This window comes from Flavobacteriales bacterium (genome assembly GCA_021296215.1).
Lineage (GTDB): Bacteria > Bacteroidota > Bacteroidia > Flavobacteriales > ECT2AJA-044 > ECT2AJA-044.
Genome location: JAGWBA010000067.1, coordinates 1 through 13,845, shown reverse-complemented (window position 1 = coordinate 13,845; position 13,845 = coordinate 1). Strand labels below are relative to the sequence as shown.

General features: G+C 49.5%; 16 protein-coding genes, 1 tRNA gene and 1 pseudogene. 15 read left to right on the top strand and 3 right to left on the bottom strand.

Annotated features, from left to right (window positions below; all coding sequences use genetic code 11):
• The first annotated feature begins 1 nt into the window (after nucleotide 1).
• The 11 genes and pseudogenes from J4F31_10045 to J4F31_09995 all read left to right on the top strand — a co-directional run bounded on the left by J4F31_10045 (nucleotide 2) and on the right by J4F31_09995 (nucleotide 5,645).
• A tRNA-Pro gene (locus tag J4F31_10045) sits at nucleotides 2-59 on the top strand.
• Between the two features lie 264 nt (nucleotides 60-323).
• Nucleotides 324-950, top strand: coding sequence for a universal stress protein (locus J4F31_10040; protein MCE2496897.1), 627 nt, complete (start codon nucleotides 324-326; stop codon nucleotides 948-950).
• Nucleotide 951: 1 nt separating this feature from the next.
• Nucleotides 952-1,227, top strand: a complete 276-nt coding sequence (locus tag J4F31_10035; GenBank protein MCE2496896.1) for a hypothetical protein — start codon at nucleotides 952-954, stop codon at nucleotides 1,225-1,227.
• Nucleotides 1,228-1,266: 39 nt separating this feature from the next.
• Entirely contained in the window at nucleotides 1,267-1,551 is a 285-nt protein-coding gene (locus J4F31_10030) for a hypothetical protein (protein ID MCE2496895.1), read from the top strand.
• A 21-nt stretch (nucleotides 1,552-1,572) separates the two neighbouring features.
• Entirely contained in the window at nucleotides 1,573-1,896 is a 324-nt protein-coding gene (locus J4F31_10025; protein MCE2496894.1) for a hypothetical protein, read from the top strand.
• On the top strand, nucleotides 1,854-2,948 hold the full coding sequence (locus J4F31_10020; GenBank protein ID MCE2496893.1) for a SulP family inorganic anion transporter: 1,095 nt from the start codon (nucleotides 1,854-1,856) through the stop codon (nucleotides 2,946-2,948). The genes J4F31_10025 and J4F31_10020 overlap by 43 nt, the downstream gene beginning before the upstream one ends.
• Nucleotides 2,949-2,972: 24 nt before the next feature.
• The gene (locus J4F31_10015; protein MCE2496892.1) at nucleotides 2,973-3,212 is read left to right on the top strand and encodes a hypothetical protein; all 240 of its coding nucleotides are present in this window, start codon (nucleotides 2,973-2,975) and stop codon (nucleotides 3,210-3,212) included.
• Nucleotides 3,163-3,744: pseudogene (locus tag J4F31_10010) on the top strand (tRNA-(ms[2]io[6]A)-hydroxylase). Before J4F31_10015 ends, J4F31_10010 begins: the two are co-directional and overlap by 50 nt.
• A 120-nt stretch (nucleotides 3,745-3,864) precedes the next feature.
• The gene (gcvT, locus tag J4F31_10005) at nucleotides 3,865-4,941 is read left to right on the top strand and encodes a glycine cleavage system aminomethyltransferase GcvT (GenBank protein ID MCE2496891.1); all 1,077 of its coding nucleotides are present in this window, start codon (nucleotides 3,865-3,867) and stop codon (nucleotides 4,939-4,941) included.
• A gap of 64 nt (nucleotides 4,942-5,005) precedes the next feature.
• Nucleotides 5,006-5,314, top strand: a complete 309-nt coding sequence (locus J4F31_10000; protein MCE2496890.1) for a nucleotidyltransferase domain-containing protein — start codon at nucleotides 5,006-5,008, stop codon at nucleotides 5,312-5,314.
• Nucleotides 5,315-5,516: 202 nt separating this feature from the next.
• A complete protein-coding gene (locus J4F31_09995; protein ID MCE2496889.1) occupies nucleotides 5,517-5,645 on the top strand; it encodes a DUF86 domain-containing protein in 129 nt (42 codons plus the stop codon).
• A gap of 112 nt (nucleotides 5,646-5,757) precedes the next feature.
• Here J4F31_09995 and J4F31_09990 read toward each other — a convergent pair whose 3' ends face one another.
• Nucleotides 5,758-7,008: an aminotransferase class I/II-fold pyridoxal phosphate-dependent enzyme gene (locus J4F31_09990; GenBank protein ID MCE2496888.1), complete on the bottom strand. Its 1,251-nt coding sequence runs from the start codon at nucleotides 7,006-7,008 to the stop codon at nucleotides 5,758-5,760.
• Between the two features lie 137 nt (nucleotides 7,009-7,145).
• On the opposite strand from J4F31_09990, the gene J4F31_09985 reads away from it, so the two are divergent.
• Nucleotides 7,146-8,195, top strand: coding sequence for a VOC family protein (locus J4F31_09985; GenBank protein ID MCE2496887.1), 1,050 nt, complete (start codon nucleotides 7,146-7,148; stop codon nucleotides 8,193-8,195).
• On the top strand, nucleotides 8,192-9,232 hold the full coding sequence (locus tag J4F31_09980; GenBank protein MCE2496886.1) for a DUF3524 domain-containing protein: 1,041 nt from the start codon (nucleotides 8,192-8,194) through the stop codon (nucleotides 9,230-9,232). The genes J4F31_09985 and J4F31_09980 overlap by 4 nt, the downstream gene beginning before the upstream one ends.
• 16 nt (nucleotides 9,233-9,248) lie before the next feature.
• On the opposite strand, the gene J4F31_09975 is transcribed toward J4F31_09980, so the two are convergent.
• The gene (locus J4F31_09975; protein MCE2496885.1) at nucleotides 9,249-10,124 is read right to left on the bottom strand and encodes a T9SS type A sorting domain-containing protein; all 876 of its coding nucleotides are present in this window, start codon (nucleotides 10,122-10,124) and stop codon (nucleotides 9,249-9,251) included.
• 146 nt (nucleotides 10,125-10,270) lie between these two features.
• Here J4F31_09975 and J4F31_09970 point away from each other — a divergent pair, with 146 nt between their 5' ends.
• A complete protein-coding gene (locus tag J4F31_09970; protein ID MCE2496884.1) occupies nucleotides 10,271-11,824 on the top strand; it encodes a HAMP domain-containing histidine kinase in 1,554 nt (517 codons plus the stop codon).
• The gene (locus J4F31_09965) at nucleotides 11,817-12,509 is read left to right on the top strand and encodes a response regulator transcription factor (GenBank protein MCE2496883.1); all 693 of its coding nucleotides are present in this window, start codon (nucleotides 11,817-11,819) and stop codon (nucleotides 12,507-12,509) included. The genes J4F31_09970 and J4F31_09965 overlap by 8 nt, the downstream gene beginning before the upstream one ends.
• Before the next feature lie 8 nt (nucleotides 12,510-12,517).
• Here J4F31_09965 and J4F31_09960 read toward each other — a convergent pair whose 3' ends face one another.
• On the bottom strand, nucleotides 12,518-13,486 hold the full coding sequence (locus J4F31_09960) for a hypothetical protein (GenBank protein ID MCE2496882.1): 969 nt from the start codon (nucleotides 13,484-13,486) through the stop codon (nucleotides 12,518-12,520).
• Between the last annotated feature and the right edge of the window lie 359 nt (nucleotides 13,487-13,845).

Genomic DNA, 13,845 nt, shown 5'->3' with positions numbered 1-13,845 from the left:
TGGCGCAGTTGGTAGCGCACTACGTTCGGGACGTAGGGGTCGCTGGTTCGAGTCCAGTCACCTCGACAACGAAATTGCCTCCTTAGCTCAGCTGGTAGAGCGACGCACTCGTAAAAAGAATCGCCGTAGCCATCGCCTTTTCACCTCGGGCCGAAGCCAATATCTGCGAAACCAAACGCATCGCCGATCAACTCGGAGCAGAGCTTATCCTCATTCATGTCGGGGCCGACTCCGATGAAGGGCACCGCCAATTCAACGAACTTATTTCGTGCGCGGATGTCGCAACCAGCGAGGTCAAACAAGTTTGGCGCGACGGCGATCCGGTGAAGGCCATAGCGGATATCGTACGCGAAGAGGAGGTCGACCTATTGGTTTCAGGAGCCTTGCCCAAAGAAGGGCTGTTCAAATACTTCGTGGGTTCCATAGCCCGTAAACTATGCAGGGCGGTCGATTGCAGTGTGTTGCTCATGACGGCCCCACAAAAGAAAGCGCACCCCTGTCGGGTAATCGCGGTGAATACCGATATGGATGCCTGCGACGGCTCTACCGTGAACGTGGCTTTTCGATTTGCCGATTGTTTTAGCTCTGAAGAGGTACATCTGGTTCAGGAACTGGATCCCCATCGCGTGAAGGTTCGCGTAGAAGACGACAGTTCACTCGACGCTTTTAATACGGCTAAAGAGGTGCTGCGCGAAAGTGAAACGGTACGGCTCCAAGCGATGATCGAAGGAATACATCGGCCCGAGAGGGCCCATACCCAAACCGATTTCGTGTTCGGAAAGCCCGGCGTTACGCTGGCGCACTACGCGCAGAGTATTCGCAGCGACCTGATCGTCACCAACGCACCGACCGATAAATCTCGGCTGATAGACCGCGTGTTCATGAGCGGAATCGAATACATTTTAGGGGACTTGCCCTGCGACATAATGCTCGTGCGAAAAACTCAATAAGATGGCCCGCTCCCCAATCATACCGTGGAGAGAAATCCCGTCGAATATTTTTGCCGGATTTGTGGCGTCGCTCATTGCGCTGCCGCTGTCGTTGGGCCTTGCGCTGGCTTCTGGAGTTCCGCCCATGGCCGGAGTCATTAGCGCGGTCGTGGGGGGAGTGGTTGTCGCCCTCGCGGGTGGCAGCTATGTCACCATCACCGGACCCGGTAACGGTTTGGCTGTAGCCACCCTAGCCGCGGTGACCACCCTCGGAGCGGGGGACATGTACCAAGGATAAATCCTGACCCTTGGGGCCATTGTAGTCTCCGGCGGCCTCATGCTCGCCTTGGGAGCCCTACGGCTCGGGAGTATTAGCGATTTCTTTCCCAGCGCCGCGGTGCAGGGCATGTTGGCCGCGATCGGACTCATGATCATGGCCAAACAGCTCCATATCATGCTAGACGAAATGAATCCGGTTCACGAAGGACCCGCCTTCTTGCTCGCCGAAGTGCCCGAAACCGTTGAAGAGCTGAGCAATATACGAGAGCGGATCTATCCGGCAGTGATCGGACTCGGATCTTTGTTGCTCATGGCATTCTACAAGCGTATTCCCTTTAAATGACTGCATTATATTCCTGCTCCGATGTGGGTGGTAGTGCTTTCGGTAAGCTACGTCTACTATTGTGAATTCAACGGCATTTCCACCCATTTGCCCGAGAGCATGATGGTTCGGCTGCCCGATGAAGTGATCGGTGCTTTGACCTTGCCTAATTTTTCACTTTGGCGAACGGGCATGTTTTGGGAAGCTGCTGTCACACTTACGCTAGTGGCATCCATTGAGTCTCTGCTCAGCGTAAAAGGGGTAGAGCGGCTCGATCCCAAACGCCGTAGAGTAAACGTAAATAAGGATCTGCGGGCCATGGGATTGGGAACCATGATCAGTGGTGCATTGGGGGGCTTAATGTAGTAGGAGTTATCGCCCGCAGTTCGGTCAACGCGAGTAATGGAGCTACCATGCGATTGAGCAATGGGTTTCACGGAATATTCTTGGCCGTTTTCATTTTGTTGTTCAAGAACCTCGTAACCGGAATTCCTCTTCCTGCACTGGCGGTAATATTGGTATACACTGGTTATAAACTCGCTCACCCGAGTCAGTTTTTGCATAGGTACCGCATTGGCGGACAGCAGCTCTTGAAGTTTTCGATCACTATTGTACTGACCATCTTCCTCGGTCTAATAAAGGGGATCGCACTCGGGATGTTCATTACGATCATCGCTCATTTGTTCAGTGTTAAAAAGGTTGATATAATATTACGCAACTTGTTAAAAACAAACATCTTAATGATTGACGAGCTGGATGGAACCTACTTGATAAGTGTTCGTTACTTCAGCAATTTTTTTAACTTCAATAGGCTAAAGGCCAGGCTCGACACCGTACCTTATTCGGCCAAGGTAGTCGTTGATTTTAGTCTGGCCGATTTCGTCGGCCACAGCACCTTAGAACATCTTAATGAGTACAGCGAGAATTTCGATCGAAATGGTGGTGAGATCAGTATTATTGGGATCGACAACCTCGCGGTGCCTACCAACCATCCACTGAGCCCCATGCGTCCGGTTGCTTCCAAGAAAGTGAAGAAGATCAAACCATTGACCAAGCGTCAAGAGCAATTGAAACAATATGGTGAAGATCTTGGGTGGTTCTACGAAGCCCAAGAGTTCCGAACGATTCAAGGTTTCAACGATTTCGGTTATTTCCGAACCGGAACTCTGGATCGAGGAAGAAACTCCTTAAAAGGTTCGGTAGGGCCACTGAAGCTCAGGGCATGTGATCTTGATTTTCACGAAGGCGAATTCATTGCCAAGGAGCCTAAGCACGCCGGTGTGGTGGTGATCGACTTGCCTGTTGAAGTTCCCGAGTTCATTCTCGATAAAGAGCGATTACTCGATAGAGTTGGGCAACTGGCCGGATTCAGGGAGGTCAACTTCAAAGGTCCCCCGGACTTTAATCGGCGATTCTGATTACGGGCCGACAAGCGCTTTGCCATGCGAAGATTATTCGATGACCGAATCATTCAATTCTTTGAGGGAAATCCGCTGTATCATATCGAAAGCAACGGAAAACAGCTACTTATCTTCGAAAAGGACCGCCTTGCGAACGTTAGTGAGTACAAGATAATGGTTAGTTTTGCCTTGCGCTTGGCGCAGTTACTTCAACAAAAAATCAACAACGGTTATGTTGGGACTCAAACTACCAACGGACCCTCGATGGGTGAACATCGCTGAGAGGAACATTGAGGAGATCTTGACCGATCACGCATACTGCGAGCAAAAAGCCGCCAGCACGGCTATTTCGCTGATCATTGGTTATCCTGAAAAGAACGAATTGGTAGAAGCTATAAGCGCACTTGCTCAGGAAGAAATGAGCCATTTCAAGATGGTTCATAAGCATATTGTGGACCGTGGACTGGTGTTGGGCCGTGAGCGAAAGGATGAGTACGTTCATCGGATCATGGAGTTCTTCCCGAAGACCGGCGATCGGAATCTACGCTTGGTTCATCGCCTGCTTATTGCGGCATTGATTGAAGAGCGCAGCTGCGAGCGATTCAAAGTTTTAAGCGAGAACATCGAAGACTAGGAATTAGCGCAGTTTTACCGCAAACTCATGGTCAGCGAGGCCAATCACTATACCATGTTCCTGAAATTTGCCCGGAAATATGGAGGAAAAGAGCAGGTGGACCCCATGTGGAATGATCTGCTTGAATTTGAAGCCGAAGTGATGAAGGAGTTTGGGAATAAGGAGTTGATTCATGGGTAAGGACGTAGACTTTGGGCAATAAGCCTTAGGCCATAGGCGATGGACTATGAACCATGAACCTTGAATTGTGGATGTTGGCGCCAGAGCCAGCTAAGAACTAAAAATTAAGAACTAGGAACTTTGAAAAAGACAGCACTAACAGAAAAACACCGCTCCTTGGGAGCCAAGATGGTCGAATTTGCCGGTTACGAGATGCCGGTGAGTTACGAAGGGCTTAAGGCCGAGCACCACTGCGTACGCAATGGAGTTGGGGTGTTCGACGTGAGTCACATGGGCGAATTCATTATTCGCGGAGCGGGTGCGCTTGATTTGATCCAGAAGGTTTGCTCAAACGATGCGTCTAAGCTGGTCGATAGCAAAGTGCAATACAGCTGTTTACCGAACGATACGGGCGGAATTGTAGACGATTTGCTCGTATACCGCATCGGGGAAGAGGAGTATATGTTGGTGGTCAATGCGTCGAATATCGACAAGGACTGGGCTTGGATCTCCAAACACAATTCGTACGGTGCAGAAATGATCAACATTTCAGACAAGACCAGTTTATTGTCCGTTCAAGGTCCTAGAGCTGCCGAGGCACTTCAGTCTCTGACCGATATGAACTTGGCCAACATGACCTACTACACCTTTGAGAAGGGCCATTTCGCCGGGTTCGATCGCGTTTTGGTGAGCGCAACCGGGTATACCGGTGCGGGTGGATTCGAGATCTACTTCGATAATGAAAAAGCAGATGCCATCTGGGACGCGGTGTTCAAGGTCGGTGCCGAATACGACATCAAGCCGATAGGCTTAGGGGCTCGTGATACTTTGCGTTTAGAAAAGGGTTTTTGCCTGTACGGGAACGATATTGACGATACCACTTCGCCGCTCGAGGCCGGATTGGGCTGGGTGACCAAGTTTACGAAGAACTTCGTGAACAGCGAGGCACTAGCCAAGCAGAAAGAAGAAGGCCTGCAACGCCGATTGGTCGGATTTAAGATGATCGACCGCGGAATTCCCCGCCATGGCTATGCGATTACAGACGGATCGGGCAACGCGATCGGAACGGTTACTTCGGGTACTCAGTCGCCAACGCTCGATGAAGGCATTGGATTGGGGTATGTGCCTGCAGGTCTTAAAGATCCCGGCACAGAAATCTATATTCAAGTTCGCAACAAAGAGCTCAAAGCTGAGGTGACGAAGTTGCCGTTCGTTTGACTAAAAATAGGGCGGTTAGGACTATTGTAAAAGCCTCTATCTATGGAATCGGTATCTTTGGTTTATGGTTGACATAATTCGGAAAAATATTGTTGACTTGAATCAAATCTTTCAGGACCCTCGAGTAAAGAGGGCCGAAGTTTTTAGTTCGGCATTTTCTGATAAATTTCACGAAGGGAGTGATATTGATATTCTCGTGACCTTTAATAAAACTGTAGAGTTGTTGGATTACGCGGACTATTACTTCGATCTAAAAGAGAAATTGGAAGACCTTTTTAGACGGCGAGTCGACTTAGTCTCGTCCCGCTCGTTGAAAAACCCAATCTTAAAGGAGAGCAGTAATTGTTCTAAGGTTAGCTTTTATGCATCCTAGAATTCTCAAGTACGTATTTGACATCGAATCGGTTATTTCAGAATTGGAGTCCTTTAAGGAATTGGTGCAGAATGATTTTGAGCCTTTTCAGAAACAGTAAGTGGTAAAAAGGGCTTTCGAGAGGGATTTGGAGATAATAGGTGAAGCTGTGAAGGGAATCCTCACTGCAGATGAGTCGATTCAAATTACTTCATCGTGAAAAATAATAGGATTACGCAATCTGATCACGCACGCATATGATATTATTGAGGAAGAACTTATTTTGGGAATCCTACAAAAGGACATTCCTAAATTAAGCGAAGAGTTTAATTCCCTTAGAATTAAGGGATAGCGTTTTATCAGCAAACTGGAGTACTAGTATACAAAGAAAGCCGACCCACTGGGCCGGCTTTTTCATTTTATCGAAGTCCCTAACTAAGAACTCAAAACGAAGAACTAAAAACTCAGTTTTGACTGGTGACGATCTTCTCCGAGAAATACTCCCCGGCGTCGAGCTTAGCCTTGATCTTGCTGAAGCATTCGATGGTGTACTCCACATCTTCCATGCTGTGGACGGCGGTCGGAATCAAACGCAGCATGATCACACCTTTAGGAACTACCGGGTAAACCACGATAGAGCAGAAGAGGTCGAAGTTCTCGCGCAAGTCAAGCGTGAGGTTCGTTGCCTCGGTCACGGCTCCGTTCAAGAATACCGGAGTTACAGGTGAATTGGTTTCGCCGATGTTGAATCCGTTCGCTTTCAATCCTTCCTGCAGGTCGCGTGCGATCTTCCACAAGTTCTCGCGGTGGCTGGGGTCCTGACGCATCATTTCGAGGCGTTTGAGGGCGCCTTCGACCAATGGCATCGGCAAACTTTTGGCGAATACCTGAGAGCGTGTGTTGTAGCGCAAGAAATCGATAACCTGCTTGTCGGCACTAATGAAGGCTCCGATCAAAGCAAATGACTTAGCGAAAGTTCCGAAGTACAGATCGATCTCGTCCTGTACACCTTGCTCTTCACCCGTTCCGGCTCCGGTTTCACCCATAACGCCGATACCGTGAGCATCATCGACCATGAGGTGGAAGCTGAACTTCTTTTTGAGCTCTACGATCTCTTTCAATTTACCTTGGTCTCCGGCCATACCGAATACTCCTTCGGTGATCACCAAAATACCACCGTCGGTATTCTCGACCAATTTAGTGGCGCGTTCGAGTTGCTTCTCGAGGTTGTTGATGTCGTTATGTGGGTACACGAAACGGCGTCCCATGTGCATACGGAGTCCGTCGATGATACAGGCGTGCGACTCGCTGTCGTAAACGATAACGTCGTTACGGTCCACAACCGCGTCGATGGCCGACATGATTCCCTGGTATCCGTAGTTCAAAAGGATAGTATCTTCCTTCATCACGAAATCGCTCAGCTCGCGCTCGAGCTTCTCGTGTAATGCGGTGTTACCCGACATGATTCGCGCACCCATAGGGTAGGCGAGTCCCCAGCGCTCCGCCGCTTCGGCATCGACCTTACGTACCTCCGGGTGATTACCCAACCCGAGGTAGTTGTTCAAGCTCCAAACGAGCTTTTCTTTTCCGTTGAAATTCATGCGGGGCGCTAAATCTCCCTCCAACTTAGGGAAGGTAAAATATCCGTGCGCGTCTTCTGAATACTGTCCGAGGGGGCCTCGGTTGTTTGAGATCTTCTCAAAGATGTCCTTCATAACCTCATTTTGGTTCGTCGAAATGGGATGGATTTCCCCAAAACAAAGTCGTTCTCAGGCAGCACAGGGGTTCCTCCATCAAAGCCGCAAATATACGAAAATTGGGTAAGTTTGTGCTTCAAACCAAATCCTGCACCATGGTTATCAGCGGTATTCAGCAAATGGGAATCGGCGTTCGCAACGTTCACGAAGCGTGGTGCTGGTATCGGAAGTATTTCGGTATGGACATCAAAGTCTTCGAAGAGGCGGCCGAGGCCGGACTCATGCTGCCGTACACCGGCGGCGAGCCGCGATCGCGCCATGCCGCGTTGGCCCTGAACCTACAGAGCGGTGGCGGATTCGAGATCTGGCAGTACACTAGTCGTACACCGGAAGCCGCCAAGTTCGATATACGTCTCGGCGACCTCGGCTTGTATATCTGCAAGATCAAATGCAAGGACATCGCCGCTACTTACAAGTGGTACCAAAATGAGGGTCTCGACCTTCGGTCGGATGTGGCACCGGATCCGGCAGGTCGTCCGCACTTCTATTTAGCCGATCCCTACGGCAACATATTTGAATTGGTCGAAGGCTATGGTTGGTTCAAAGACGAAAAGAAGCTCACTGGCGGAGTTTTCGGCGCAGTGATCGGCTCGAGTGACATCGATCGCGTACTGCCGATTTATCAGGACATTCTGCAATTCGACAACATGATCGCGAATCAGGAAGGTACCTTCTCCGATTGGAAAGGGCTGCCCGGCGCAGAGGAAAAATATCGCCGCGTGGTGCTGAAGTCATCGGCCCGAAAGGGCGCATTCAGCAAATTGCTGGGACCCGGCGAAATTGAATTGGTACAAGGGCTCGATTACGAGGGACAGCATATTTTCAAGGATCGTTTTTGGGGTGATCTTGGATTCATTCACCTATGCTTCGATATCAACGGCATGGCCGAGCTGAAATCGAAATGCGAAGCGGCGGGTTATCCGTTTACGGTAGACAGCTCCGAAAGCTTTGACATGGGCGAGACCGCGGGACACTTTACTTATATCGAGGATCCTGACGGAACGCTCATTGAGTTCGTTGAAACCCATAAAGTGCCGATCATGAAAAAGATCGGGTGGTACATTAACTTAAAGAATCGTCGGGCCGAAAAATCCCTTCCTACTTGGCTGCTCAAGGCCTTTGCACTCAATAGGGTCAAAGATTGAACGTCGCCCTCATAGAACCGTTCTTTGGTGGAAGTCACCGCCGTTGGGCCGAAGACTACCGCGATTTTTCGGGACATGAAGTATATTTATATACGGCCCCGGGTCGACACTGGAAATGGCGCATGCACGAAGCGGCGCTGTCGCTGGCCGAGGAGTTTGTTGCCGCTGACAGGCGTTATGATCGGGTGATCGTTTCCGACATGCTCGACCTGTCAACGTTCAAGGCGTTCATCGGCCCGCAGGGCCAGAGCGAATTCATTCTGTACTTTCACGAAAACCAACTCACGTATCCGTGGAGTGCCCGGGATCGCGACAACACGCGTGGCGGTAATCGGCATTACGGGTGGATCAATTACGCGAGTGCGCCGGCGGCCGATCGACTGTGGTTTAACAGCGACTTTCACCGTACCGGCTTTTTGGAAGCCTTGCGGCCGTTTTTGAAGGCCTATCCCGACCGGCGCGGCATGAGCCGGATCGCGGGCCTCGAAGCCAAGAGCGAAACCCATCATCTGAAGCTCAATTTGCGGAAGCTCGATGATCATGATCCGATCGAAAAAGGAGATAAGCCCTTGTTGCTGTGGAACCACCGGTGGGAGTACGACAAGAATCCGCGTGTATTCTTTAAGACCCTTTTTCAGCCGGCCGATGAAGGTGTAGCTTTTGATTTGGCCGTTTTAGGACAACGCATGATGCGTTATCCGAAGATCTTCGACGAGGCACGGGAGCGACTGCGAGATCACATTGTTCAGTGGGGCACGGTGGAGAGCTTTTGCGAATACGCATCGTGGTTGCATGCCGCTGATCTATTGCCCGTTACCGGTCGGCAAGATTTCTTCGGAATCAGTGCCGTTGAGGCGATGTACTGCAATGTGGTGCCCTTGTTGCCCAATAGATTGGCCTTTCCGGAGCATGTGAACGACGACGCCTATTTGTACGACTCCGACCGCGAACTGCTCGATATGCTTTGCATTTGGCTTACCGACCCCAATAAAAAACCCCCTCCGGTTAAGGAACGGGTTCTTCGCTATAGCTATTAAGTGTTTCTGCTGCTGTTTACTCAATAACCAACTTGCGTGTAGAGCTTGTTTTACCGTCGGTGAGGTTGATGTAGTAGACTCCGGCCGGCTCATTGGTATGATCGACCTCGATCGTTTGTGAGCCTTTGACGTTTTTAAGGCACTTACTGAATACGCGTTTTCCGGCCTGATCGAACACATACAAGTTCATATCGGCTTCTTGAGCCACTTCGAATGATACTTTGATGTCGCCGTTCGATGGATTCGGATAAACGTTTAGGTCCCCGATTGCAAGCCCGTCTTCGGCCACTTCGTAGCTGCCATCGATGGCTCTGCGGAGATCTTCGAGCTCGTCTTCATTGAGCTTTTCGTGTCGAACGCGAACTACGAAAACATTGTCCGATCCGTTCTTCACCTCGATCAGCGTATTGCCCTCTTTGAATTCCATATCGCCGGCATCGCGCATTTCGACATGGCCGTTCTCGATCATGATCACATGCTTCGATTCGGTCTTTTCGCCATTCTCATCTTCTTCGACCTCTATGAAGAAGGTTTGTCCGTCCTCGAGCAGCTTGATGTGTTCTCCGCCTTCGGCCTTCCATACGCGAACTTCCTGCACTTCGTCGCCGTCCTCAACGCCTTCGATACGAACGGTCTTGACCTGAACATCGACATCGCCGCCGTCGCTTCCATGCATGTGCACATCGCCCCAAGGCGCAGGCAACTCAATATCGTCCATCGACTGACCTTCTTGCAGCACAATGACCGTATCGAGCTCTTGCGTTTCGCCGTTGACCTCTTTAACGAGGTGCAGGCGCACTTCTGATTGTTTTTCTTGGCCTACGGCCCGATTAACCCCTCCGACGACCATTAGAGCCGAAAGGAAAAGGGTGGAGTAGAGTGATTTTTTCATAAGGAGTATATTTTGGTTCTCAAGCAAACGTACGCGCTTGCTGAACCAAGCTACGTTAAAGGTCTCACAAGATCTGTTAAAGTTTTGCCAAAAGGCTGGTTTTGAGTTAGCTCTCGACCTAATTTTGACGTTGTTCGTACAAGATAATGAAGAAGAATCGACTTTTTGGGATCATTGCGCTTATGAGCGTGGCGTTGGTGGGAATCATCGGCGTGCAGGTGTACTGGGTTCAGAATGCCGTGCAGGTGAAGGATGCACAGTTTCGCAATCGCGTAAGTGCCGTGTTGCAGGATTTCAGCATGGAGCTCGAGAAAGAGCAACGCACCTGGCGGGTGGCCAAAGCTATGAAGCCGACCATGCGAGGCGAGCGCCGCACTATATTGACTACGGATAGTGCGGTGATCGTTGAGCACGCGGTAAGCGACTCCAATAATAGGGTAGTAGTAAAGGTCGATACCGTTATCCGCAGCAGCGGAGAAAAGACCTCTACCGTGGTGCTCAACAATATGGAGACCGGCGAAGAAGATCGGTTCGTGATCTCGGTCTCGGGCGATGGGCAGGATACCATGCTCATGAGTGCTCAGGACATCGAAAAAAGCTATGCCGAGGTGGACCAGGTGATGCAGGAATTCTTTTTCGAGATCACCACCGGGCCACGAAGCTTGAGCGCTCAATTCGACGCCGAGAATTTTAGTGAGCGACTAAAGGAGGGGTTGGCTGCGGACGGACTCAACCTGCCGTTTCAGTTTGCGGTGATCGAAGGTGGTTTTCCGTCCAAACTGCATTCGCAACAATTTGAACCAACGGATCAAGAGGTGTATCGTACGAATCTGTTTATCAACGACATATTTAATCCGAGGTCGGATCTGTTGGTGATCTTTCCGGACAAGACCAATTACTACATCAGGTCGCTTTGGGGTGTGGTGCTTTTAAGTCTTCTTTTTACCGGAATCATCGTGTTCGTTTTTCAAAGAACGATCAAGACCATCATGAATCAGAAGCGTTTGAGCGAAATCAAATCGGACTTCATCAACAACATGACGCACGAGTTCAAAACGCCCATAGCGACCATCGGTCTGGCCTTGGACAGTATCAATGCCGAGAGCATTATTGCCAATCCGGAGAAGGTGCGACACTTCACCCGAATCATCCGCGAGGAAAACGCGCGTATGCACCGTCAGGTAGAATCGGTACTGCAGGTTTCGCAGATGGAACGCCGGGAGATGAAGCTCAAGCTCGAAAGTGTCGATATACACGAGCAACTAACGGAAGCATCAGAGCAGATACAGCTACAATTTTCGGCCCGCGAGGGCCATATTACCCACGAGTGGAAAGCGGAGTTCAGCCGTGTGCGCATCGATGAGGAATTGATGGAGCATGTGTGGTTGAACCTTCTTGACAATGCGAACAAATATTCGCCGGAATCACCTGAAGTGACCATTCGCACGTCGAATTCAGGTGATTCGCTCCTAGTGGAAGTGGTAGATCGGGGAATGGGTATGACCAAGGAGCAGCAGAAACAGGTGTTCGAGAAATTTTACCGAGTGGCCTCCGGGAATATTCACGACGTCAAGGGACACGGCCTAGGACTGGCCTATGTCAAGGAGATCGTGGAAGCACACGGAGGCAAGGTCGAAGCGTTGAGCGAGGCCGGAAAGGGAAGTACCTTTATTGTAGAATTACCTTTAGAGAATGAGTAATACGCGCATTTTATTGGTGGAGGACGACCCCAATTTTGGGTCGGTGTTGAGCGATTATTTACGGCTGAACGATTACGAGGTGGTTCATGCCGAGGACGGAAACGTTGGTTTGGCCAAGTTTAGGAGCGAAAGCTTTGACTTGTGCATCTTCGATGTGATGATGCCCAAAAAGGATGGTTTTTCGTTGGCCAGGGAAATTCAGGAGATGAATGAGCAAAAGACACCCTTTATCTTTTTAACGGCTAAGAACTTGAAGGATGATATGGTGCGTGGTTTTAAGTTGGGGGCCGACGATTATCTAACCAAACCCTTTGATTCTGAGGTGCTATTGCTGAAGATCCAGGCAATACTTAGCCGTCGGAATTCGGGTCCGGTTGAGAAGCAGACGGAATATCAGTTAGGTGGATTCGCTTTTCAAACGGAGTTACGTGAATTAAAGAAAGGGGCAGAGGTGACACGACTTTCTCCTAAGGAGGCACGCTTGCTGGAGATGCTGGTTCAGCGAAAGAACGAGGTGCTGTCTCGCTCCGAGGCATTAAAGACCATCTGGCACGACGATAACTACTTTACCTCGCGCTCCATGGACGTGTACATTGCCAAGCTACGCAAGTACCTAAAGGCAGATTCGCGTCTTGAGATCATCAATGTACACGGTGAGGGATTTAGGCTGGTGGAAGCGACTTAATTGAGTTCTTATTTAAACGAAACCTTTTTAAAGCTGCCAACAGTGAAGTGGTACACCCCGTCGTTGATCGTACCCAGCCATAAGGCGCCATCGTTGTCTTGATAAATACTGATGATTTGGAGCTCTTCAACGGTCGTTTGTATTGGAACGCTTTCCCAATTGGTTCCATCGTACTTCCATACACCTTCAGTAAATGCCACCAACCAAAGATCTCCGTTTTCGTCCGATATTCCTGAATTGAAGAACAGGTTATCGACTTCCGGGAAGTGCGAAGAGAAATCAAGACTTTCTATCATTTTGAACGTTGAATCGCTCAGGCTGAATTTATTAGCTGACTGGCCGAGCCAATAGTAGCCGTTTTTATCTCTCAACATAGTCCTCACCCCGGGTTCGCGCCCATCGGGTAATCGGGACAGCTCTGTAGCTCCTATCCATAGGAAAGATTCGCCATCGAATCGAAAAGCACCCGCGAGCACGGTGCCAAAAAGGATATTGCCCTTTGAATCCTGTTGGATCGAGAATACGGAGTAAGGACTGTAAGAAAGCCCGATCGGGTTAATGTTCAAGGAGTCGAGCAGAGGCTGTTCAGGAAGTTTGAGCTCATATAAACGTTCCCCATTGTACCGAAAAACGTCCTGAGCTCTTCCATTACAACTAAACCAAAGATCGTTGGGCCCCATTTTCCAATCGTCCCGCGCAGATCGATCCAATTTGAGCGTCGTAAAGGTATCTCCATCGAATCGACTGACACCCTTGGGTGTTTCGATAAAGAGATTTCCGTTGTGGTCTTCCTGGATCCCTCGAATTTGATTGTCGACAAGACCATCAACATTTGTGTATTGGGTAAAGCGCTCGCCATTGTATCGAAAGAGTCCGCTTCCATTACTTCCAAACCAATAATCCCCTGAGGAGTCTTGATAGATGGCCCAAATGCTTTGGTCGAGGGTGCTGGCCACATGTCCTAGATTACTTTCCACCGTTGAGCTATTCGAGCACGAACAAGCGATCATAATAAGGCACAAAAGTAGTATTGCGTTTAACCTAAACGAGGACATTAATTAATGTTATTAGATCAAGCTTTGGCTAGTACTCCTGCTTTGAGGGACCTGGCATGTGTGTGGCGGCTGAGCGTTGGATTAGTCTTCATAATATTCCCATTCACACCCGTCCAAAACGTTTTTTGACGCACTAAACACCTGTTGAAAGTCAGAAGTTTAGCTCTTTCACTACCCCAATTTACGAAATGTACCCTCCTTTGGTTTTGTATTGACCCCCTATAAATTGGACAGAAATTATCAATCAATTTAGCAGAGTTTTTGGGTTTAACAATTTATTT